This window comes from Streptococcus sp. 3109 (assembly GCF_013276905.1).
GTDB lineage: Bacteria > Bacillota > Bacilli > Lactobacillales > Streptococcaceae > Streptococcus.
Map to the genome: position 1 here is coordinate 19,572 of NZ_VMLY01000017.1, position 20,313 is coordinate 39,884.

The window sequence follows — 20,313 nt, forward strand, 5'->3', positions numbered from 1 at the left end:
AAAGGCTTTTTCCCAGCCTTCATTTTACATATGTTTCAAACGTTCAATCCGCTCTGCGATAGGTGGGTGGGTATAAAATAGTTTTTGGAATCCTCCCCCTTTCTTGGGATCATTGATATAAAGTGCACTGCTGGCATCATCAACAGGACGACTCATGGGTTTACTATTGTCTAACTTACGTAGAGCATTGATCATTCCTTGCGGATTGCGCGTCAACTCAACACTGGAAGCATCAGCTAGGAATTCCCTCTGACGAGAAATAGCTAGTTGCACTAAGGTTGCAGCGAGAGGTGCCAGCACAATTGCAAGTAGGGAGAGCACTAGCATAATGATTTCTAAGCCATTTCCATCTCGGTCATCGTCACTTCGTCTGCGACCTGCACCACCCCACCACATCATACGACCTGCCATACTAGAAAGCATAGTGATAGCACTGGCCAGGGCAACAGCAATAGTCGAAATGCGGATATCGTAATTACGAATATGACTGACTTCATGTCCCATAACAGCTTCTAGTTCTTCACGATTCATGATAGCTAGGAGACCTGAAGTCGCAGCAACCGCCGCATTTTGAGGGTTAGAACCTGTCGCAAAGGCATTTAAGGCTGGATCATCAATGATGAAAACACGAGGCATAGGAATCTGAGCGACCATAGCCATATCTTCTACTACATGGTAGAGGTCTGGTGCCGTTTGCTCATCAACCTCACGCGCTCCATTCATGGACATGACAATCTCTGTCGATTGAAAAATCATGGACAAGGCATAGATAAAGCCGATAATCAGCGCGATAACCAAACCACCAAGCCCAGACCGCATAAAAAGGTAACCAACTGCATAGCCAACAAGAGCTAAGAGTAGGAAAAATACCAGCAACAAAATCCATGTTTTTCGTTTATTGCTTGCAATTTGATCAAACAACATCTTAGTCACCTAAACCGCTAAAATCAACCTTAGGAACTGCCTTTTCCTCTTCTGGTGTTTGAAGGAAATCTGCTGCTTTAAATCCAAACATTCCAGCGATAATATTGCTTGGGAAAGTTTCTAATTTTACATTGTAGTTGCTGACAACACTGTTATAGAGTTGTCGAGAATAAGAAATTTTATTTTCTGTGTTTGTCAACTCCTCTTGCAATTTAACAAAGTTGGCACTAGCTTTCAAGTCTGGGTAGCTTTCTGCAACTGCAAAAATACCTGAAACTTGACGTGTAAGGGCATCACTAGCTTTCATAGCTTCTGATGGTGAAGTCGCTGCCGCCACTTGGTTACGTAGTTCTGCCACCTTTTCAAGGGTAGAACCTTCATATTTGGCATAACCTTTTACAGTTTCAATCAAGTTTGGCAAAAGGTCATTTCGACGTTTCAACTGAACATCAATTTGGCTCCAGGCCTCCTTTGTTTGCATACGATTCTTAACCAAACCGTTATAGCTAACAATTACAAAAATAACAATAAGAGCGATAACTCCAAGAATAATCCAAGTCATTATATAAGTCCTTTCTACTTTTAGATTAGTACCAGTATATCAAATTTTTAATGATTGTGGTAAAATAAGATGATACTAAAGAAGGAAATAACTATGAAACCAGAAACATTTTACAACTTGCTTGCCGAGCAAAATTTTCCACTGTCGGACCAGCAAAAAAAACAATTTGAACGTTATTTTGAGCTATTAGTTGAATGGAATGAAAAGATTAATCTAACAGCTATTACAGACAAGGAAGAAGTTTATCTCAAACATTTTTATGATTCGATTGCACCCATTCTTCAAGGCTTGATTCCCAATGAAACTATCAAACTTCTTGATATTGGAGCTGGGGCAGGATTTCCTAGTCTACCAATGAAAATCCTCTATCCTCAGCTTGATGTGACCATTATTGATTCACTCAATAAGCGCATCAACTTCCTACAACTCTTGGCTCAAGAACTTGATTTGGACGGTGTTCATTTCTATCATGGACGTGCAGAAGACTTGGCTCAAGACAAGAACTTCCGTGCTCAATATGATTTTGTAACAGCTCGTGCGGTTGCCCGTATGCAGGTTTTGTCTGAATTGACCATTCCCTACCTTAAAGTTGGAGGAAAACTACTGGCACTCAAGGCCAGCAATGCGCCTGAGGAGTTGTTAGAAGCTAAGAATGCTCTCAACCTCCTCTTTAGTAAGGTCGAAGATAATCTCAGTTACGCCCTACCAAATGGAGATCCGCGTTACATGACAGTGGTAGAAAAGAAAAAAGAAACACCCAACAAATACCCAAGAAAGGCTGGCATGCCAAATAAACGCCCGCTTTAAATTTTTTAGTAAACAAATGTTTACAAAGTCAACCTCGCTTTTTTATTTCTAGGCTCGGGAAAAAATGATTTACAAAATCATTTTTTTCTGCTATACTATCCTAAGCAAAGGTTTTTAATGTCATCCCGTGAGGTGACGAAAACGCAGAAATACTTGAAACTCTTTAAAGTCTAACTTTTAAAGAAGTCTTACTCTGAGGGCCTATTGCTGTAAAATAATGGGCTCTTTTTTGATGCCCAAAAGTGAGGTTTATATGAAACAAGAATCAACTGTTGATTTATTACTAGACGTTGACCAACGTCCTTCGGCTGGAAAAGGAATTCTCCTTAGTTTCCAACACGTTTTCGCCATGTTTGGTGCGACCATCTTGGTACCATTGATTTTGGGAATGCCTGTATCTGTTGCCCTTTTTGCTTCAGGTGTTGGAACACTCATCTACATGATTTCAACTGGATTTAAAGTTCCAGTTTATCTAGGTTCTTCATTTGCCTTTATCACAGCTATGTCACTGGCTATGAAAGAAATGGGTGGTGATGTATCTGCCGCTCAAACAGGGGTTATCTTGACTGGTTTGGTCTATGTCCTTGTTGCTACCAGCATCCGATTTGTAGGAACAAAATGGATTGATAAACTCTTGCCACCAATCATCATCGGACCTATGATCATCGTTATCGGTCTTGGGCTTGCAGGCTCAGCTGTTACCAATGCAGGTCTTGTAGCAGATGGAAATTGGAAAAATGCTCTTGTAGCCGTTGTTACGTTCTTGATTGCTGCCTTTATCAATACAAAAGGAAAAGGCTTCCTACGAATCATTCCATTCCTCTTTGCCATTATTGGTGGTTACCTCTTCGCGCTAACTCTTGGTTTGGTTGACTTTACGCCAGTTCTTAAAGCTAACTGGTTTGAAATTCCTGGTTTCTACTTGCCATTTAATACAGGTGGTGCCTTTAAAGAGTACAATCTTTACTTTGGTCCAGAAACCATCGCTATCTTGCCAATCGCTATCGTAACAATTTCTGAACATATCGGAGACCATACTGTTTTGGGTCAAATCTGTGGCCGTCAATTCTTGAAAGAACCAGGTCTTCACCGTACTCTTCTTGGTGACGGTATCGCAACTTCTGTTTCTGCCTTCCTTGGTGGACCAGCCAATACAACTTACGGAGAAAATACAGGGGTTATCGGTATGACTCGTATCGCTTCTGTCTCAGTTATCCGTAACGCTGCCTTCATCGCGATTGCCCTCAGCTTCCTTGGTAAATTCACTGCCTTGATTTCAACCATTCCAAACGCTGTACTTGGTGGTATGTCAATCCTTCTATATGGAGTTATCGCCAGCAACGGTTTGAAAGTCTTGATTAAAGAACGTGTTGATTTCGCTCAAATGCGTAACCTAATCATCGCAAGTGCTATGTTGGTCCTTGGACTTGGAGGAGCTATCCTTAAACTTGGTCCAGTTACCCTTTCAGGAACTGCCCTATCAGCCATGACAGGAATCATCTTGAACTTGATCTTGCCATACGAAAATAAAGACTAAAAGTCTAAACATATCAAAAAATGAGCATTTCCAATTACGGAAGTGCTCATTTTTCTTCTTTCTAACTAAAAAAGGAAAGCCCTGTGGCCTTCCTTTGTCTTACTTGCGTTTCTTCTTCGCTTTTTTCATTTTGTTAGCCATACGTTTCATAGATTGTTTCATAGCAAATTCACCGATTTTACCTTTTAGTCCACCACCAAACATCTGGCTCATATCTGGCATTCCTGCTCCTCCGAGAGCTGACAGGTCAGGCATACCGCCTTGTCCCATCATTCCTTCAAGGGCAGACATATCCATTCCTCCCATATTTGGCATATTTTTAGGAAGGTTGTTTGGATTGATTCCCATCTGCTTCATCATCTTGTTCATATCACCAGACATGACTCCCTGCATGAGCTGTTTAGCCTGGTTAAAGTCTTTGATGAATTTATTAACTTCGACAAAGGTATTTCCAGAACCAGCTGCGATACGACGGCGACGGCTCGGATTTAACAAATCTGGATTTTCACGTTCTTCAGGTGTCATGGAAGACACAATGGCACGTTTGCGCGCAATCTGGCGCTCATCTACCTTCATGTTTTGAAGGGCTGGATTGTTGGCCATACCTGGAATCATCTTGAGCAAGTCTTCCATTGGCCCCATGTTTTGCACCTGATCCAATTGATCGATGAAATCATTGAAATCAAAGGTGTTTTCACGCATCTTCTCAGCCATTTCAAGGGCTTTTTGCTCATCGTATTCTTGAGAAGCTTTCTCAATCAAAGTGAGCATATCCCCCATACCAAGGATACGGCTAGACATGCGATCTGGGTGGAAGGTTTCAATGTCCGTAATCTTTTCACCTGTACCAGTGAACTTGATTGGTTTTCCAGTAATATGACGAACAGATAGAGCAGCACCACCACGAGTGTCCCCATCAATCTTGGTAAGGATGACCCCAGTCACTTCCAACTGAGCATTAAACTCACGCGCAACATTGGCCGCTTCTTGACCAATCATGGCATCAACGACGAGCAAAATTTCATTTGGTTGAGCTAGTGTTTTCACATCGCGAAGCTCATTCATCAGAAGCTCATCAATCTGCAAACGACCTGCCGTATCAATCAAGACATAGTCATTATGATTAGCTTGGGCTTGTTCCAAACCTTGACGTACAATCTCCACAGCTGGAACCTCTGTTCCAAGAGCGAAGACAGGCACATCAATCTGTTGTCCCAAGGTCTTAAGCTGATCAATAGCAGCAGGGCGATAAATATCCGCCGCAATCATCAAGGGACGGGCATTTTCTTCTTTCTTGAGTTTGTTAGCCAATTTACCTGCAAAGGTTGTTTTACCAGCCCCCTGCAAACCAACCATCATGATGATGGTAGGAATCTTAGGTGACTTGATAATTTCTGCCGTATCAGAACCTAAAACAGCTGTCAGTTCCTCATCTACAATTTTAATAATCTGTTGAGCAGGATTAAGGGTATCAATGACCTCATGCCCGACTGCACGCTCACGAACTTTCTTGATAAAGTCCTTTACAACAGGCAAGGCAACGTCGGCCTCAAGCAAGGCCAAGCGAATTTCTTTGGTTGCCTCTTGGACATCAGATTCAGAGATTTTTCCTTTTTTACGTAGATTTTTAAAGACGTTTTGCAAACGTTCTGTTAAACTTTCAAATGCCATTTTTCTTCCTCTTATTCTCTATTATCAATGCTTGTTAAAATTTCTATCTGCTCTTGCAGAAAGTCATCCTTGGGATAGCGCTCCAAAATCTGATCAAAAATCTGACTTCGGACAATGTAGTCCGAGTACATGTGCAATTTCATTTCATAATCTTCCAGAATCTTTTCTGTCCGCTTGATATTGTCATAGACAGCCTGACGACTAACGCCGAACTCTTCAGCAATCTCAGCAAGGCTGTAATCATCAGCGTAGTAGAGCTCTATATAATTCATTTGCTTGTCTGTCAAAAGCGCCGCATAAAATTCAAAGAGCGCATTCATACGATTGGTTTTTTCGATTTCCATAACTTTTATTATACCAAAAAATAGCCTAATCTACCACACTAGGAAGCCGCTCCAAGAAGATAGCTAGCTAAATTTGAAAAAGACATAATCCTAGCCCCAAGTAATTTCCAATTGATAGCTGGCAAAGGGATGTCCCTCTTGATTTTGTAGCTGATAATCTAGTTCAATCTTTTGCCCATCAACTTGATAATGGCTCGTTTGGATGACAAACTCCTGCATGCCCATAGGTGTGGGAATATAGGCTAAACTATCGCTATTTTTTAGAAAGCGCATAATGGTCTTGGGATTTGAAAAACGGCTCATCACCAGTTCTTGACCATGGAATTTAATCACTACTTTTTCCTTTTCCTCATTATAGAAAAGCAGGTAGCTATAATCTCCCTTTTCATGCACTTCAACATCATAAAGCTGGTCAATCACTTCCAACTGTTCATCAAACTGAATCGTATTTCGCATCCGAATCTTCACATCAAGTCCTCTTTCTTGTCTCTTGTCCTACTATTTTACCAAAAAGAGCAGGATTTTGCTATAATGGTCATATGAACGAAAAAGTATTCCGTGACCCAGTTCACAACTACATCCATGTCAATAATCAAATCATCTATGACTTGATCAATACAAAAGAATTTCAGCGTTTGCGTCGAATCAAGCAACTGGGGACTTCCAGTTATACCTTCCACGGTGGAGAACACAGTCGCTTCTCTCACTGTCTAGGAGTCTATGAAATTGCACGACGCATCACAGAGATTTTCGAAGAAAAATATCCTGAGGAATGGAATCCTGCCGAGTCTCTCTTGACCATGACAGCTGCTCTCCTACATGACCTTGGGCATGGTGCCTACTCCCATACTTTTGAACATCTCTTTGATACAGACCACGAAGCCATTACTCAGGAGATTATTCAAAGTCCTGAGACAGAGATTCACCAAGTCTTACTACAAGTAGCGCCCGATTTCCCAGAAAAAGTTGCCAGTGTCATAGACCATACCTACCCTAACAAGCAGGTTGTGCAACTCATTTCCAGTCAGATTGATGCAGACCGCATGGACTATCTCTTGCGCGACTCCTATTTTACAGGAGCATCTTATGGGGAATTTGACCTAACTCGAATTCTCCGAGTCATTCGTCCTGTCGAAAACGGTATTGCCTTTCAGCGCAATGGCATGCATGCCATCGAAGACTACGTCCTCAGTCGCTACCAGATGTATATGCAGGTTTATTTCCACCCAGCAACACGCGCCATGGAAGTTCTCCTGCAAAATCTCCTCAAACGCGCCAAGGAACTCTATCCTAAAGAAAAAGACTTCTTTGCCCGAACTTCTCCACACCTCCTACCTTTCTTTGAAAAAAATGTGACCTTGTCTGATTATCTAGCTCTGGATGATGGTGTGATGAATACCTACTTCCAGCTCTGGATGACCAGTCCTGATAAGATTCTTGCAGACTTGTCGCAACGCTTTGTCAACCGCAAGGTCTTTAAATCCATTACTTTTTCACAAGAAGACCAAGACCAGCTCGCCAGCATGAGAAAATTGGTTGAGGACATTGGCTTTGATCCCGACTACTATACTGCCATTCATAAGAACTTTGACCTCCCTTATGATATCTATCGTCCCGAATCTGAAAATCCACGAACACAGATTGAGATTTTACAAAAGAATGGTCAACTGGCAGAGCTCTCTAGCCTGTCTCCTATCGTCCAATCCCTTGCTGGTAGTCGTCACGGAGATAATCGTTTCTATTTTCCGAAAGAAATGTTGGACCAAAACAGCATCTTTGCAAGCATTACCCAGCAATTTTTACACTTGATTGAGAACGATCATTTTACCCCAAATAAAAACTAAAAGAGGAAATTTATGAGTATTAAACTAATCGCCGTCGATATTGACGGAACCCTAGTCAATAGCCAAAAGGAGATTACTCCTGAAGTCTTTTCTGCCATCCAAGATGCCAAAGAAGCTGGTGTCAAAGTCGTGATTACAACAGGCCGCCCTATCGCAGGTGTTGCCAAACTTCTGGATGACTTGCAGTTGAGAGATGAAGGCGACTATGTCGTGACCTTCAATGGTGCCCTTGTCCAAGAAACTGCTACAGGCCATGAGATTATCAGCGAATCTTTGTCTTATGAGGATTATCTGGATATGGAATTCCTCAGTCGCAAGCTCGGTGTCCACATGCATGCCATTACCAAGGACGGTATCTACACTGCCAATCGCAATATCGGAAAATACACTGTGCACGAATCAACCCTCGTCAGCATGCCAATCTTCTACCGCACACCTGAAGAAATGGCTGACAAGGAAATCGTTAAATGTATGTTTATCGATGAACCAGAAATTCTCGATGCTGCCATTGAAAAAATTCCAGCAGAATTTTACGAACGCTACTCTATTAACAAATCTGCTCCTTTCTACCTCGAACTCCTTAAAAAGAATGTAGATAAGGGTTCAGCTATTACTCATTTAGCTGAAAAACTCGAATTGACCAAAGATGAAACCATGGCTATCGGTGACGAAGAAAATGATCGTGCCATGCTGGAAGTCGTTGGCAACCCTGTAGTCATGGAAAACGGAAATCCAGAAATCAAAAAAATCGCCAAATACATCACTAAATCTAACGATGAATCCGGCGTAGCCCATGCTATCCGTACATGGGTACTGTAAAAGTATCATTTTTCAATAAGAATTGATTAGCAATATAATCCAATGAATTTTTTTAGCAAACTATTTAATTTAAAACAAAATAATCATAATAGAGACACAAATTCTGATTGTAACAATTTTTACCTAAACAAATTAGAGTGCGGCCTTACTCCTGGGCAACTCATACTCATAGATTGGACTCAAAAAACAGGGAGAAATTATAATTTCCCAAGATATTTTAAATACTCTCTTCAAATTGACCCTGAATCTACACACAATCAATTATACAAATTAGGATACTTCACTAAAAATAAGACTTTATCATATCTTAAAGTAGTAGAATTAAAAACTATATTATCTAAACATAATTTACCTACTTCTGGAAAAAAAGCAGAATTAATTACAAGAATAATTAATAATATCAACGTTGACAAATTAGATATTCCGTTCGAATTTAAACTAACAAAAGAAGCACAAAATCTTATTATCGAACATAGTGACTATATCAAAGCATACTATGATAAAGACATAACTATGGAAGATTATTGTAAAGAAAAAAATAATATCTCTTTTAAAGCAACTTTTGGTGATATAAAATGGAGTCTTTTAAATAAACAAGCTCATAGGAATACTGTATCAGGAGATTTTGGATGTTTATCTAACACACGAAAGGCTCAAGGAAGACATTTGGAACAAGAAGGTAATATTAAACATTCTTTAATATATTACATAGAATCTTTGATAATTACTAGTTCAGGATTAGAAAACAATTTTTCAGTCACTGATTATCCAGTATATTATCCCGATTCGATACCTGACTACTCACTAAAACATATTCAAACATTAATGGAATCATTATCTGATGACGATTATGATTTTGCTTTTGATGAAGCATTATTTCGCTTCTCAATTTTGAATGCAAATCATTTTTTATCTAAAGAAGATATTGACTATTTAAGAGTTAATTTACCTTGTTCTACTGCTGAAGAAATAAACAATTACTTAAAGAAATATGAATGTTATAGTCCTTTAAATAATTTAGAACTTGACGATTTTGAATAAATTGATTATACAAACATTTATATACTCGATATAGTCTCAATTTTATCTGATGATTGCCCAAATTTTTCAATAATAAAACGCATAATATTATGGAGATAATGAACTGCACCCCAAAAGTTAGACAGAAAAAATCTAACTTTTGGGGGTCAGTACATAAATCCCCTATATTATGCGTTCTTTTAATATCAAAGACTTTTTGACAAACTTCTTTGATATCTAATTACATGCCCCCTGCAGGAATCGAACCTGCAACTACTCCTTAGGAGGGAGTTGTTATATCCATTGAACTAAGGGGGCTAGATAAAAACTCTGCTGAAAAAGCAGAGTTTTTTAGTCGAATTAACGACGGATTTCTTTGATACGAGCTGCTTTACCTTGAAGAGCACGCAAGTAGTACAATTTCGCACGACGTACTTTACCGTAACGAACAACTTCGATTTTTTCAACACGTGGAGTGTGGATTGGGAAGATACGCTCAACACCTACACCGTTAGAGATTTTACGAACTGTGTAGTTTTCTGAGATTCCAGCACCTTTACGTGCGATAACAACACCTTCAAAAATCTGGATACGTTCACGGTTACCTTCGACAACTTTCGCGTGTACACGAACAGTGTCACCAGGACGGAATGATGGGATATCTGTACGAAGTTGACCTTCAGTCAAGCTTTGGATTAATGGATTCATTTTATTCTCCTATCTTTGTCAATCTTGAGGAATCTTCCTCAGCGGATAAACTGTATTTTTGTGCGTCCATTACACACAAGATACAGTTTACCAAATTTCCACAAAAAAGTAAAGAAATTTATAGCAGAATTCCTAAAAAAATCGCAACTAAACCACCTATGTAGGTTAAGGCTAGGTAGCTATAAAATACCTTCTTATCACTTAACAGTCTTTGGAGTTCGTCATTCAAGGTAGAGAAAGTCGTTAAACCGCCACAAAATCCTGTTGCTAGAATAGCATAAACTTCCTTAGACTCCACATGATTGTAGAATAATCCAATCAAAAAACACCCTAAAAGATTTGCTATAAGCGTTCCAAGTGGCAATTTAGAAGATTGATTATAGCGGGAAAAGAAATAGCGCACTAAAGCTCCGCAACCACAAGCAATTGCAAGATAGACCATTACCATTTCTTCCTCCCTAGAAAATAAGCCAAGAGTAGACCTCCACCAATACTCAAAAGCAAATACATAACTAAACTAAGATAACGCCCAGTATCCAGTAGTTTCACAGCATCAAGCATGAGACTAGAAAAGGTTGTTAGACCTCCGCAAAAACCTGTACCTAGTGCTAAAACCAAGCCCTTACTAGTCCCCTTATAGACCAGATAACCCTTGACAAGATAAACCAGGCAGAAAACTCCCAGATAGTTGACAAAGAGAGTGCCCCAAGGAAAGTCTGGACTGGCTGGCAACCAAGTGGAAACTAGGTAGCGGACAAGTCCGCCCAACATAGCAGCTAGAAAAATCCCTAGCGGATAAAATTGTTCTTTTTTCATTTGATATTTTGATCCTGATAATCACGCGAACGTTTGAGTATGTCCGAAAAAGTCGAGACAATAGTCTCCTGATAGCGCTTGTCCTCTACACGATTTCTGACCTTTTCAAAAATAACTGCTTCTCTCTTGGTATCTAAAATCGGTTTCCCTGAAGCCTTCTTATAAGCAACTACACCCTCAACCAAATGCATTCGTTCTTCTAAGAGCTTGACGATTTGGTCGTCGATTTGATCAATTTCTTGACGAATAATATCTAAATCCATACAGTCTCCTCCTTTATTTGAATTATTGTATCAAAAAGCCAGCAAATAGGCTAGTAAAATTCCAACTCACGATAAGAAAAATGCACTGATTGATTGCATCAGCGCACGTTTATGCTTATCCTACTTTAGCAGCCAATTCTTCTGCGAATTGTTCCAAGCGTTCAATGTCTTCTTCCTCAGCAGAAAGATCAACTTTAACACACTCTGAACCTTTTTCTGCTCCTGTTGACACAAAAACACGGTCAAAGTCATCGACAGCCTTACAGAATTCATCGTAGAAGGTGTCACCTGAGCCAACCACTCCGTAGATTTTGCCATTCAAGTTGAGGTCTGCTAGGTCTTCATAGAAGTCCATCATCTCATCTGGCAATTCTCCATCACCATAAGTATAGGTCGCAACGATAGCGATGTCTGCTTCCAGGAAGTCTGAAGCGTCAACAGTTGTACATTCATCAACATCGACATCCAAGCCCAAGTCACGTAATTTGTCTGCTACAATATCTGCAATTTCTTCGGTATTACCGGTCATACTGGCAAATACAATTTTTGCTAATGCCATATCGTCCTCCTCAATTTATCTTTCTCCATTATATCACATCTTTTTCATTTTAAAAATAAAAATTCTTGTGCTACAATGAAATAAGAAAGAATTGAGGTCATTTATGGACATTTGCCATCAAATTTTAGAAAAAATCAAAGAATACGACACGATTATCATTCATCGTCATATGAAACCAGACCCTGATGCCTTGGGAAGTCAGGTGGGATTGAAAGTTCTTCTCAAACATCATTTCCCAGAAAAAACCATCAAAGCAGTTGGTTTTGATGAACCAACTCTTACTTGGATGGCTGAAATGGATTCTGTTGAAGATAGTGCCTACCAAGGAGCCCTTGTCATCGTCTGTGATACGGCTAACACCGCTCGTATCGATGATAAGCGCTATAGTCAAGGTGATTTTCTCATTAAGATTGACCACCATCCAAATGATGATGTATATGGTGACCTATCATGGGTGGATACTAGTTCAAGCAGTGCTAGCGAGATGATTACCCTATTTGCCCAAACAACCCAACTGGCCTTATCAGATCGTGCTGCTGAGTTGCTCTTTGCAGGAATTGTTGGTGATACAGGTCGCTTCCTTTATCCTTCTACGACTACACGGACTCTTCGCCTGGCTGCTTATTTGAGAGAACATAACTTTGACTTTGCGGCTCTCACTCGCAAAATGGACACTATGAGCTACAAAATTGCTAAACTTCAAGGCTACATCTATGACCATCTGGAAGTGGATGAAAATGGTGCAGCGCGAGTTATCCTGAGTCAAGAAGTCTTGAAACAATTTAATGTTACCGATGCTGAAACTGCAGCCATTGTCGGTGCACCTGGACGCATTGACAGTGTTAGTCTCTGGGGAATTTTTGTGGAGCAGGCTGATGGCCACTACCGAGTTCGCTTACGCAGTAAAATCCATCCTATCAATGAAATTGCCAAGGAACATGATGGTGGAGGCCACCCTCTAGCAAGTGGTGCTAATTCCTATAGCTTAGAAGAAAACGAAATCATCTACCAAAAGTTAAAAAACTTGCTTAAAAACTGATAAAATACTTGCCAAACTTTTCAGAATCTGATAGACTAGTATGGTAACAATCTATGGCTCGCAAAGAGACCATGGCAGAAAGGAACTATTGCAAAATGAAAAAAGATATCCATCCAGAATATCGCCCAGTTGTCTTCATGGACACAACTACTGGTTACCAATTCCTTAGCGGTTCAACAAAACGCTCTAACGAAACAGTTGAGTTCGAAGGCGAAACTTACCCATTGATCCGTGTGGAAATTTCATCAGACTCACACCCATTCTACACTGGACGTCAAAAGTTCACTCAAGCAGATGGACGCGTGGATCGTTTCAACAAAAAATACGGTCTCAAATAATGATAAAAAGACAGCTTCGGCTGTTCTTTTTTGTTTCTTGAAATCAACTGCTGTTTTTATATTCCAGACTCAAAAAACTTTGCACTCTCGGTAGTTTCTAGAGTACAAAGTTTTCTCTTGCCTAAAAAATATAAAAGATATATACTAGCTATATATAGTATAGATTGGAGATATACCATGACGACATCACTTACTAAACAGTACAATTTTAAAATCAATGAGTCATCAATGGAACAAGCTAGAGCTATCATCAAGGAAAAAGGAATGACTATGACGGATGCTATTAGTCTTTTTATCGAGCAGATTGTTCTCGAACAAGATTTGCCAATAAAAACTGCAGAAGATTTACACCGTGAACGATTGATTCAGGAGCTACAAGCCCAATCTGAACGCGCCTTAAGAGAATATGAATCCGGACAAGGAACTCCCCTAGATGACATGAGGCTACGATATGATTTATAAAGTGATTCTATCTACTGAAGTGAGTCAGGCAATTGACAGTATCCATAACTACATCAGCACTGTTCTTTTATCACCCCAGTCGGCTAAGAATACTGTAGCCAAAATTTTAGACGGCTTAAAAAGTTTAGAAACTTTTCCTGAAGCTGGCTTTGATGCAGATGAAAAAATAGGACTAAAAATCAACAGTAAGTACCCTACGCGAGGAAAAATTATCGGTCAGTATATCTTGCTTTACTTTATCGACCAAACTCAAAGAACTGTTTTTCTTACCCACTTATTCCACACCAAAAGTGACTATGTTACCTTGCTCCAAAGCAAAAATAACAAAAACTCAAAATCATCATTTTAATGTCCACCACTCTCTTAATAACCTTGTACTTATAAGGAACACAGTCTTCATTTTAACTAAAAAATAAAAAAACTTTGCACTCTAGCTAGCCACACAATGGCTTCCAAAGTACAAAGTTTTTTTTATTAGTGCAGATTTACTCTTCCTTATCTTGATTTCAGTTCCTTTAGTTGTATTGTCTTCCCAAAGGATACGCTCGATACGGTGGAAACCTGACCAACCTTCTTCTGTCTTGTTTTCGTCCATATAGTCTGCCAAACGGAAGTCAATCTTGACATCTGACTCACCAAAACTTTCGGCAATTGGTTCTGAACGCTCATAAGACATACGAATCAGTGGATAAACCTTTTTGGCTTCTTCTAACTTACCTTCTTTCAACAGTTTGACAAAGCCTTCTGTATCTGTCAACAGTTTATCGATTTGCTCTTGCACAAAAATCTTATAGTCAGCAGTGGCCTTATCAAGCATTTTCTGCTTGTCTTCAGACAAGGCTGTCACCTTAGATGAATCATTTGTCTCGGTTGATTTTTCAAAACGGACTGCACATGCTGTCAATAGCAAGACTGAAGATAAAAGGACAAAACCTAGTTTTTTCATTGTTTACTCCTATCGGTCCAGGAAACCTGAATTAATTTTACGTTTTATTATATCATGTTTTCAATAAATTTTCAGAAAATTTAATGTTATGAATAGCATTACAAATGCAAAAAACTAAGCCTAGGACAATCTCCAAAGCTTAGTTTGATCTAGTTTCTTAATTTCCAGCGTAATATTTTTGAATTCCTTTAATAATTCCTTCAACCAACTTATCTTGGTATTGGTCACTACGGATTCGTTGGTTTTCTTCTGAATTATCCATATAACCCAACTCTAATAACACAGCAGGTTTCGCAGTCTCACGAAGAACAGCGAAGGTGGCTTGCAGAAGTCCAGCATCTCTAGCTCCTGTCTCGGTCAAGAGAGATGAATGAAGGTCAGCAGCCAAACGATTACTTTCACTTATACGGTCTGGATTATTGTGCCAGTACTGGTTAATCTTGCTCGGATAACCCACTTCTTCCTTATAAGAATAAGTCTGTATTCCCAGATTCAGTGTTGTGTCATTCCCAGTAGCGTTAAAATGAATACTAATAAAGAAGTCTGCATTCGTCTTATTTACCATACGAGAACGCTCTGTCACAAAGTCAACATCCACATCACTATCACGAGATGTTAAAACTGTATAGCCCAATTCTTCTAAACGTTTCCGTAATTTACGAGAGACCTGTAGATTCAAATCTTTTTCAGCTATTCCATAATAGTAAGCACCCGAATCACGTCCACCATGCCCAGGATCTAGGAAAATAGTCTTACTATAGCGCCCCTTTTCAAATCCTTTTGGAAGTTCTTGCACCCATTTACCATTATCTTTGAAAAAATGACTACTTCCATCAATAGTATAAGTTCCAGTGACATAAACGCCATCTTCTTTAAGATAATACCAAGCTTGATAATCTTGATCATAAAGCCACTCTTTGTGAGCCATGTAGCCACCAAATTTCAGATAGTAAGAGCCAACCCATTGCTGTTCAGCATAGTGCCCACCTGACTTGAGATAAAACCAGCTAGAGTAGTTAGGATCGTACACCCATTCTTTATCTGCCATAGCCCCACTAGACTTCAGGTAATAATTTCCCTTCCAGGTATTAGCCATCATGGTACCATTTTGATCAAATGCATACCACTTACCATTGATTTGACTCCATTGGTTAGACAAATATTTTCCTGAGCCATTGGCGTAGTACCACTTGTTAGCCATCTGATACCAGCTATTTTCAAGTAAGTAACCATTCTTATCAAATAGGTAGCCCTCATAGAGAGTATCTGTAAATTTGACACCCGTTTGACTATAATAAGTCCACTTCCCATCTTCTTTTACCCAACCAGTTTGTAGCTTAGACTCAGTAGGAAGAGTTGGTTTTGTCTCCTGCTCACTCGAACTAGGGGTCGTTGGCTGGTTTTCTGTAGCTGCTTGAGAATCACTTGCAGAGCTAGTAGCTGAACTACCGGTAGAGTTATTCGTAGAATGACTAGCACCATTAGCTAGAACTGTTTGGCTAGTAAATCCAAGAAGAGCTAGAGCAAGAATCGTAAATTTCTTATATGATTTCATTTATTTAACCTTTCTAGGGGAATGGAATCCCTGTGTTATTGAGTTATTTTACTTCCTTGATGAAAGAAGAGTTGTTCTACATCCTCTAAACTATAATTTATATGATATTATGGAGTGTTTAGCTTATTTAAAGATGTGAAACCTAAAAAGTATGGCTAAGTTGGAACCTTAAAAATTCAATTTCTGAACACCTAATCTCGCTTCAGATCGTTATCGAACAAGTCGAGTAGATTCATTAAAATCATCTATTTATATTATACACCAAATTTAAGAAAAATTTTTGCAAACATCTAAATTTAAAATAAATCTAGTCCCTAGCTATACCGAATTTTAGTTTACTCTGCCCAGTAGAGATGTTATAATAAAAATAGGAGGACACAAAATGAACAATAAAACTAAAAAGTTCACACTTGCTACAGTTTTAGTACTTTCCTTGTTAGGAGCTGGAACTCTTACATCACAATCAGTAGCTGCTAATGATAGGCTGGTTTCCACTCAAGCAATCAATGGTCAATCCTACAATATCTTAAACTCTGAGGTCACTAGTGCTTCTTCTGGTACTACTCTAGTTGGGATTGAAGGGACTTTCTTAACGCCAGATAAACAGGCTATCTTAGACCGTATCAATGCCATTCGAAAAGAGGCAGCAGACGAAGGTCTAGTTACTAGCTATGTTCCTATCAAATGGTCAACTGCACTAGAAAAAACTGCCTTTGTTCGTGCAGCAGAAGCTTCGATCACCATTAATCACACACGCTTGTCTAGTAAGAACATTTGGAGCGCTTGGCCTACAGGAAATTTCTCCCTTTCAGAAAATTTGGCTTGGAACTATGACGGATTTATGAAGGCCATCCAGCAATGGTATGATGAAAAAGCCGATTATGTTAAATCTCGTAGTGGTGTCAGTGTTACAGGTCAAACTGGACACTATAAATCCTTAATTGATCCAAAGCTGACCTATATGGGGCTTGCAGCCTTTGAAAACCCTGTCACTCAAAATGGATGGATTACCGTTGCACAAAGTTTCGGAACAGCATCTGGTGGCTCTGAAGAATTAGCTGGTGGTTATGGAAAGGCCATTCAATATACAGAAGCAAATTCTTCTCAGACTCAAACATTTGCGACTAAGGCGAATCTTTTTGACAAAGACTTGAAGGCTATCGGAACTCATAAAACCAAAACTGCAAATACAAATTCAAGTCAGAAAAATGGGTTCAATCATTCCCAATACTTCGGAAGTTGGATTCGATCAAACGGACGTTGGTGGTTTAAACATAATGACGGCTCATACACGAGTAATGGATGGGAAAAAATAAATAGAACTTGGTATCGCTTTGACAACTCTGGTTGGATGCAAACAGGCTGGGTGAAAGACGGTAGCTGGTACTATCTCGACGGTTCAGGCGCTATGAAGACTGGTTGGCTCAAAGATAATGGTAGCTGGTACTACCTTCAAGATTCAGGTGCTATGAAAACAGGCTGGATGAAAGTATCTGGCAAATGGTACTATGCCTATAGCTCTGGTGCCCTAGCAATCAATACAACGACCCCTGATGGCTATCGTGTCAATGCCAACGGTGAGTGGGTAGGATAATTTAACTACAACAAAAAGGCTCTATACTATCTCACAGTGAGTAATCTTCACTTTCAGATAGTATAGAGATTTTTATTTACCTAGTATAGCTCTTATCTTAGGCGTTTATAACAAACTGAAACAAGAACAATACAAAAGAGCCTCGTAAAAGGTATTGCAACTTGGTAATACCTTTTTGAGGTGCTTTTTGATATGAGCCCATGTCTTCTCAATAGGATTGTACTCCGGTGAGTAGAGAGGAAGAGGTAAAAATTTATGCCCAAACTCTTCACACAAGACTTCTATCTTAGCCATTCTATGGAATCTTGTATTATCCATAATAATAACTGATGGTTTGTTTAATGTTGGTAAGAGAAATTTCTGAAACCATGCTTCAAAAAAGTCGCTCGTCATCCTCTCTTCGTAGGTCATTGGAGCGATTAACTCACCATTCATTTGTTAATCCTGCAACCAAAGAAATCCTCTGATATCTTCTTCCAGATACTTTGCCTCTTATTATCTGACCTTTTAAAGAGCGACCATATTCTCGATAAAAATAAGTATCGAATCCTGTTTCATCAATATAAACAGGTGCTAGGTGCTTTAAACTATTAAAATTCTTAAGAAATAAAGCTACTTTTTCTAGGTCTTGTTCATGGATAGTATAGTACTGTATGGTTACCGAACAAGTCTAATGAAAAAATTCTGATGATAGTTCTAAATCTCAATAATCGCTTGGGTTCCATGATCCAACTCCAGCAAGACATCTATACTTGTATAGAAAATCCTGCCCTGAATAAGGGGATGTAAATATTGCTTTCCTCCAAAATGATCATAGTTTTACTGGCAAATCTAACATATTACGGATAAATTAACAAGTGATTTCTGAATTGCTAAACATTTTCCTTTCTTATAGCATATTTTCAGATTTTCTCTTTGAGAAAGATATTTCCAAAAAAAGGTTCGTTTTTTTATCTATTTTCAAAAAATCCCAAAAACTGAATTGAAAGAATTTTTAGAAAATTTCTGTTTTTTTCTTTACAGTGAAAAAAAATTCTGCTATAATGACTCATGTAATAAAATATGACAATAAAAGGAGAACGATATGACATCTGCTAAAGAATATATCCAAAGCGTGTTTGAAACTGTAAAAGCTCGTAACGGGCACGAGGCTGAATTCCTCCAAGCTGTTGAAGAATTTTTCAACACTTTAGAACCTGTATTTGAAAAACACCCTGAGTATATCGAAGAAAATATCTTGGCACGTATTACTGAGCCTGAGCGCGTGATTTCTTTCCGTGTTCCTTGGGTTGACCGTGATGGAAAAGTTCAAGTAAACCGTGGCTACCGTGTTCAATTCAACTCAGCTGTTGGACCATACAAAGGCGGACTTCGTTTCCACCCAACTGTAAACCAAGGGATCTTGAAATTCCTCGGATTTGAACAAATCTTTAAAAATGTCTTAACTGGACTTCCTATCGGTGGAGGTAAAGGTGGATCAGACTTCGATCCTAAAGGTAAAACAGATGCTGAAGTGATGCGCTTCTGCCAAAGCTTTATGACTGAATTGCAAAAATACATTGGGCCATCACTTGACGTACCTGCTGGTGATATCGGTGTAGGTGGACGTGAAATTGGTTATCTTTACGGTCAATACAAGCGTCTTAACCAATTTGATGCTGGTGTCTTGACTGGTAAACCTCTTGGATTTGGTGGTAGCTTGATCCGTCCAGAAGCAACTGGTTACGGTTTGGTTTATTACACTGAAGAAATGCTCAAAGCTAACGGTAATAGCTTTGCTGGTAAGAAAGTGGTCATTTCAGGTTCTGGTAACGTTGCTCAATATGCTCTTCAAAAAGCAACTGAACTCGGCGCTACTGTCATCTCTGTATCTGACTCAAATGGCTATGTCATCGATGAAAATGGTATCGACTTTGATCTTTTGGTTGATGTTAAAGAAAAACGTCGCGCCCGTTTGACTGAGTATGCAGCTGAGAAAGCAACTGCTACTTATCATGAAGGTTCTGTATGGACTTACGCTGGAAACTATGACATCGCTCTTCCATGTGCTACTCAAAACGAAATCAACGGTGAAGCAGCTAAACGTATAGTAGCTCAAGGCGTTATCTGTGTATCTGAAGGTGCCAACATGCCAAGCGACCTTGATGCTATCAAAGTTTACAAAGAAAATGGTATCTTCTACGGACCTGCCAAAGCTGCCAATGCTGGTGGTGTAGCCGTTTCAGCCCTTGAAATGAGCCAAAACAGTCTTCGCCTCTCATGGACTCGTGAAGAAGTTGATGGACGTCTCAAAGACATCATGACAAATATCTTCAACACAGCTAAAACAACTTCAGAAACATACGGTCTTGATAAAGACTACCTTGCAGGAGCTAACATTGCTGCCTTTGAAAATGTAGCAAACGCTATGATTGCCCAAGGTATTGTTTAAGATTTATTTGCTCAATCCTCAATCACTACGATTGGGGATTTTTAGCTTGAATTAAACAGTTGGAAAATTACTTA

The 20,313-nt window shown here is 39.3% G+C and carries 22 protein-coding genes, 1 tRNA gene and 2 pseudogenes; 11 read left to right on the top strand and 14 right to left on the bottom strand.

What is annotated here, in order from left to right:
• Positions 1-24: 24 nt before the first annotated feature.
• Complete coding sequence (htpX, locus tag HT698_RS08325) at positions 25-924, bottom strand: zinc metalloprotease HtpX (RefSeq protein ID WP_173219055.1); 900 nt, start codon at positions 922-924, stop codon at positions 25-27.
• 1 nt (position 925) lies between these two features.
• Complete coding sequence (locus HT698_RS08330; protein WP_050234186.1) at positions 926-1,486, bottom strand: LemA family protein; 561 nt, start codon at positions 1,484-1,486, stop codon at positions 926-928.
• Between the two features lie 93 nt (positions 1,487-1,579).
• On the opposite strand from HT698_RS08330, the gene rsmG reads away from it, so the two are divergent.
• Both rsmG and HT698_RS08340 read left to right on the top strand, forming a co-directional pair.
• Positions 1,580-2,293, top strand: a complete 714-nt coding sequence (gene rsmG / locus HT698_RS08335; RefSeq protein WP_173219058.1) for a 16S rRNA (guanine(527)-N(7))-methyltransferase RsmG — start codon at positions 1,580-1,582, stop codon at positions 2,291-2,293.
• A gap of 253 nt (positions 2,294-2,546) precedes the next feature.
• The gene (locus HT698_RS08340) at positions 2,547-3,830 is read left to right on the top strand and encodes a solute carrier family 23 protein (RefSeq protein WP_173219061.1); all 1,284 of its coding nucleotides are present in this window, start codon (positions 2,547-2,549) and stop codon (positions 3,828-3,830) included.
• 99 nt (positions 3,831-3,929) lie between these two features.
• On the opposite strand, the gene ffh is transcribed toward HT698_RS08340, so the two are convergent.
• The 3 genes from ffh to HT698_RS08355 all read right to left on the bottom strand — a co-directional run bounded on the left by ffh (position 3,930) and on the right by HT698_RS08355 (position 6,313).
• The gene (ffh, locus tag HT698_RS08345) at positions 3,930-5,501 is read right to left on the bottom strand and encodes a signal recognition particle protein (RefSeq protein ID WP_112445211.1); all 1,572 of its coding nucleotides are present in this window, start codon (positions 5,499-5,501) and stop codon (positions 3,930-3,932) included.
• Positions 5,502-5,512: 11 nt separating this feature from the next.
• Positions 5,513-5,845, bottom strand: a complete 333-nt coding sequence (locus HT698_RS08350) for a putative DNA-binding protein (RefSeq protein WP_000402066.1) — start codon at positions 5,843-5,845, stop codon at positions 5,513-5,515.
• 90 nt (positions 5,846-5,935) lie between these two features.
• On the bottom strand, positions 5,936-6,313 hold the full coding sequence (locus HT698_RS08355) for a DUF1934 domain-containing protein (protein WP_078374381.1): 378 nt from the start codon (positions 6,311-6,313) through the stop codon (positions 5,936-5,938).
• A 71-nt stretch (positions 6,314-6,384) separates the two neighbouring features.
• Between HT698_RS08355 and HT698_RS08360 the strand changes: the two genes are divergently transcribed.
• The 3 genes from HT698_RS08360 to HT698_RS08370 are packed head-to-tail and all read left to right on the top strand — an operon-like array spanning position 6,385 to position 9,549.
• On the top strand, positions 6,385-7,689 hold the full coding sequence (locus HT698_RS08360; RefSeq protein WP_173219064.1) for an HD domain-containing protein: 1,305 nt from the start codon (positions 6,385-6,387) through the stop codon (positions 7,687-7,689).
• 12 nt (positions 7,690-7,701) lie between these two features.
• Positions 7,702-8,508 carry a sugar-phosphatase gene (gene yidA / locus HT698_RS08365; protein ID WP_164226581.1) on the top strand — a complete coding sequence of 269 codons (807 nt, stop codon included), beginning with the start codon at positions 7,702-7,704 and terminating at the stop codon, positions 8,506-8,508.
• A gap of 42 nt (positions 8,509-8,550) precedes the next feature.
• On the top strand, positions 8,551-9,549 hold the full coding sequence (locus tag HT698_RS08370; RefSeq protein ID WP_173219067.1) for an SAP domain-containing protein: 999 nt from the start codon (positions 8,551-8,553) through the stop codon (positions 9,547-9,549).
• 225 nt (positions 9,550-9,774) lie between these two features.
• On the opposite strand, the gene HT698_RS08375 is transcribed toward HT698_RS08370, so the two are convergent.
• The 6 genes from HT698_RS08375 to HT698_RS08400 all read right to left on the bottom strand — a co-directional run bounded on the left by HT698_RS08375 (position 9,775) and on the right by HT698_RS08400 (position 11,874).
• Positions 9,775-9,846 (bottom strand) — tRNA-Arg (locus HT698_RS08375).
• A gap of 42 nt (positions 9,847-9,888) precedes the next feature.
• Positions 9,889-10,236: a 50S ribosomal protein L19 gene (rplS, locus tag HT698_RS08380; protein WP_001068669.1), complete on the bottom strand. Its 348-nt coding sequence runs from the start codon at positions 10,234-10,236 to the stop codon at positions 9,889-9,891.
• A 118-nt stretch (positions 10,237-10,354) separates the two neighbouring features.
• A complete protein-coding gene (gene crcB, locus HT698_RS08385) occupies positions 10,355-10,684 on the bottom strand; it encodes a fluoride efflux transporter CrcB (protein WP_173219070.1) in 330 nt (109 codons plus the stop codon).
• Positions 10,678-11,052: a fluoride efflux transporter CrcB gene (gene crcB, locus HT698_RS08390; RefSeq protein WP_049524402.1), complete on the bottom strand. Its 375-nt coding sequence runs from the start codon at positions 11,050-11,052 to the stop codon at positions 10,678-10,680. Before crcB (HT698_RS08390) ends, crcB (HT698_RS08385) begins: the two co-directional genes overlap by 7 nt.
• Complete coding sequence (locus tag HT698_RS08395; protein WP_173219073.1) at positions 11,049-11,315, bottom strand: chorismate mutase; 267 nt, start codon at positions 11,313-11,315, stop codon at positions 11,049-11,051. Before HT698_RS08395 ends, crcB (HT698_RS08390) begins: the two co-directional genes overlap by 4 nt.
• A gap of 115 nt (positions 11,316-11,430) precedes the next feature.
• Positions 11,431-11,874, bottom strand: coding sequence for a flavodoxin (locus HT698_RS08400; RefSeq protein ID WP_001162128.1), 444 nt, complete (start codon positions 11,872-11,874; stop codon positions 11,431-11,433).
• Positions 11,875-11,977: 103 nt separating this feature from the next.
• Here HT698_RS08400 and HT698_RS08405 point away from each other — a divergent pair, with 103 nt between their 5' ends.
• The 4 genes from HT698_RS08405 to HT698_RS08420 all read left to right on the top strand — a co-directional run bounded on the left by HT698_RS08405 (position 11,978) and on the right by HT698_RS08420 (position 14,062).
• The gene (locus HT698_RS08405) at positions 11,978-12,913 is read left to right on the top strand and encodes a bifunctional oligoribonuclease/PAP phosphatase NrnA (RefSeq protein ID WP_173219075.1); all 936 of its coding nucleotides are present in this window, start codon (positions 11,978-11,980) and stop codon (positions 12,911-12,913) included.
• A 95-nt stretch (positions 12,914-13,008) separates the two neighbouring features.
• Positions 13,009-13,251, top strand: coding sequence for a type B 50S ribosomal protein L31 (locus tag HT698_RS08410; protein ID WP_000710764.1), 243 nt, complete (start codon positions 13,009-13,011; stop codon positions 13,249-13,251).
• 177 nt (positions 13,252-13,428) lie between these two features.
• Entirely contained in the window at positions 13,429-13,713 is a 285-nt protein-coding gene (locus HT698_RS08415; RefSeq protein ID WP_173214141.1) for a type II toxin-antitoxin system RelB/DinJ family antitoxin, read from the top strand.
• Entirely contained in the window at positions 13,703-14,062 is a 360-nt protein-coding gene (locus HT698_RS08420) for a type II toxin-antitoxin system RelE/ParE family toxin (RefSeq protein WP_173219078.1), read from the top strand. Before HT698_RS08415 ends, HT698_RS08420 begins: the two co-directional genes overlap by 11 nt.
• Before the next feature lie 114 nt (positions 14,063-14,176).
• Here the strand turns inward: HT698_RS08420 and HT698_RS08425 are convergent.
• Both HT698_RS08425 and HT698_RS08430 read right to left on the bottom strand, forming a co-directional pair.
• A pseudogene (locus HT698_RS08425) lies at positions 14,177-14,659 on the bottom strand (EfeM/EfeO family lipoprotein); the annotation flags it as partial.
• A gap of 157 nt (positions 14,660-14,816) precedes the next feature.
• Positions 14,817-16,214, bottom strand: a complete 1,398-nt coding sequence (locus HT698_RS08430) for an N-acetylmuramoyl-L-alanine amidase (protein ID WP_173219081.1) — start codon at positions 16,212-16,214, stop codon at positions 14,817-14,819.
• Positions 16,215-16,596: 382 nt separating this feature from the next.
• Here HT698_RS08430 and HT698_RS08435 point away from each other — a divergent pair, with 382 nt between their 5' ends.
• The gene (locus HT698_RS08435; protein ID WP_173219084.1) at positions 16,597-17,808 is read left to right on the top strand and encodes a CAP domain-containing protein; all 1,212 of its coding nucleotides are present in this window, start codon (positions 16,597-16,599) and stop codon (positions 17,806-17,808) included.
• Positions 17,809-17,913: 105 nt separating this feature from the next.
• On the opposite strand, the pseudogene HT698_RS08440 reads toward HT698_RS08435, so the two are convergent.
• Positions 17,914-18,451, bottom strand: a pseudogene (locus HT698_RS08440) (transposase); the annotation flags it as partial.
• Between the two features lie 441 nt (positions 18,452-18,892).
• On the opposite strand from HT698_RS08440, the gene gdhA reads away from it, so the two are divergent.
• A complete protein-coding gene (gdhA, locus tag HT698_RS08445; protein WP_173219087.1) occupies positions 18,893-20,239 on the top strand; it encodes an NADP-specific glutamate dehydrogenase in 1,347 nt (448 codons plus the stop codon).
• Positions 20,240-20,313: the final 74 nt, after the last annotated feature.

Excerpts from the sequence above, each read along its gene's own strand:
- htpX (WP_173219055.1), bottom strand. The coding sequence starts at position 924 with ATGTTGTTTGATCAAATTGCAAGCAATAAACGAAAAACATGGATTTTG.
- HT698_RS08330 (WP_050234186.1), bottom strand. The coding sequence starts at position 1,486 with ATGACTTGGATTATTCTTGGAGTTATCGCTCTTATTGTTATTTTTGTA.
- rsmG (WP_173219058.1), top strand. The coding sequence starts at position 1,580 with ATGAAACCAGAAACATTTTACAACTTGCTTGCCGAGCAAAATTTTCCA.
- HT698_RS08340 (WP_173219061.1), top strand. The coding sequence starts at position 2,547 with ATGAAACAAGAATCAACTGTTGATTTATTACTAGACGTTGACCAACGT.
- ffh (WP_112445211.1), bottom strand. The coding sequence starts at position 5,501 with ATGGCATTTGAAAGTTTAACAGAACGTTTGCAAAACGTCTTTAAAAAT.
- HT698_RS08350 (WP_000402066.1), bottom strand. The coding sequence starts at position 5,845 with ATGGAAATCGAAAAAACCAATCGTATGAATGCGCTCTTTGAATTTTAT.
- HT698_RS08360 (WP_173219064.1), top strand. The coding sequence starts at position 6,385 with ATGAACGAAAAAGTATTCCGTGACCCAGTTCACAACTACATCCATGTC.
- yidA (WP_164226581.1), top strand. The coding sequence starts at position 7,702 with ATGAGTATTAAACTAATCGCCGTCGATATTGACGGAACCCTAGTCAAT.
- HT698_RS08370 (WP_173219067.1), top strand. The coding sequence starts at position 8,551 with ATGAATTTTTTTAGCAAACTATTTAATTTAAAACAAAATAATCATAAT.
- rplS (WP_001068669.1), bottom strand. The coding sequence starts at position 10,236 with ATGAATCCATTAATCCAAAGCTTGACTGAAGGTCAACTTCGTACAGAT.
- crcB (WP_173219070.1), bottom strand. The coding sequence starts at position 10,684 with ATGGTAATGGTCTATCTTGCAATTGCTTGTGGTTGCGGAGCTTTAGTG.
- crcB (WP_049524402.1), bottom strand. The coding sequence starts at position 11,052 with ATGAAAAAAGAACAATTTTATCCGCTAGGGATTTTTCTAGCTGCTATG.
- HT698_RS08395 (WP_173219073.1), bottom strand. The coding sequence starts at position 11,315 with ATGGATTTAGATATTATTCGTCAAGAAATTGATCAAATCGACGACCAA.
- HT698_RS08400 (WP_001162128.1), bottom strand. The coding sequence starts at position 11,874 with ATGGCATTAGCAAAAATTGTATTTGCCAGTATGACCGGTAATACCGAA.
- HT698_RS08405 (WP_173219075.1), top strand. The coding sequence starts at position 11,978 with ATGGACATTTGCCATCAAATTTTAGAAAAAATCAAAGAATACGACACG.
- HT698_RS08410 (WP_000710764.1), top strand. The coding sequence starts at position 13,009 with ATGAAAAAAGATATCCATCCAGAATATCGCCCAGTTGTCTTCATGGAC.
- HT698_RS08415 (WP_173214141.1), top strand. The coding sequence starts at position 13,429 with ATGACGACATCACTTACTAAACAGTACAATTTTAAAATCAATGAGTCA.
- HT698_RS08420 (WP_173219078.1), top strand. The coding sequence starts at position 13,703 with ATGATTTATAAAGTGATTCTATCTACTGAAGTGAGTCAGGCAATTGAC.
- HT698_RS08430 (WP_173219081.1), bottom strand. The coding sequence starts at position 16,214 with ATGAAATCATATAAGAAATTTACGATTCTTGCTCTAGCTCTTCTTGGA.
- HT698_RS08435 (WP_173219084.1), top strand. The coding sequence starts at position 16,597 with ATGAACAATAAAACTAAAAAGTTCACACTTGCTACAGTTTTAGTACTT.
- gdhA (WP_173219087.1), top strand. The coding sequence starts at position 18,893 with ATGACATCTGCTAAAGAATATATCCAAAGCGTGTTTGAAACTGTAAAA.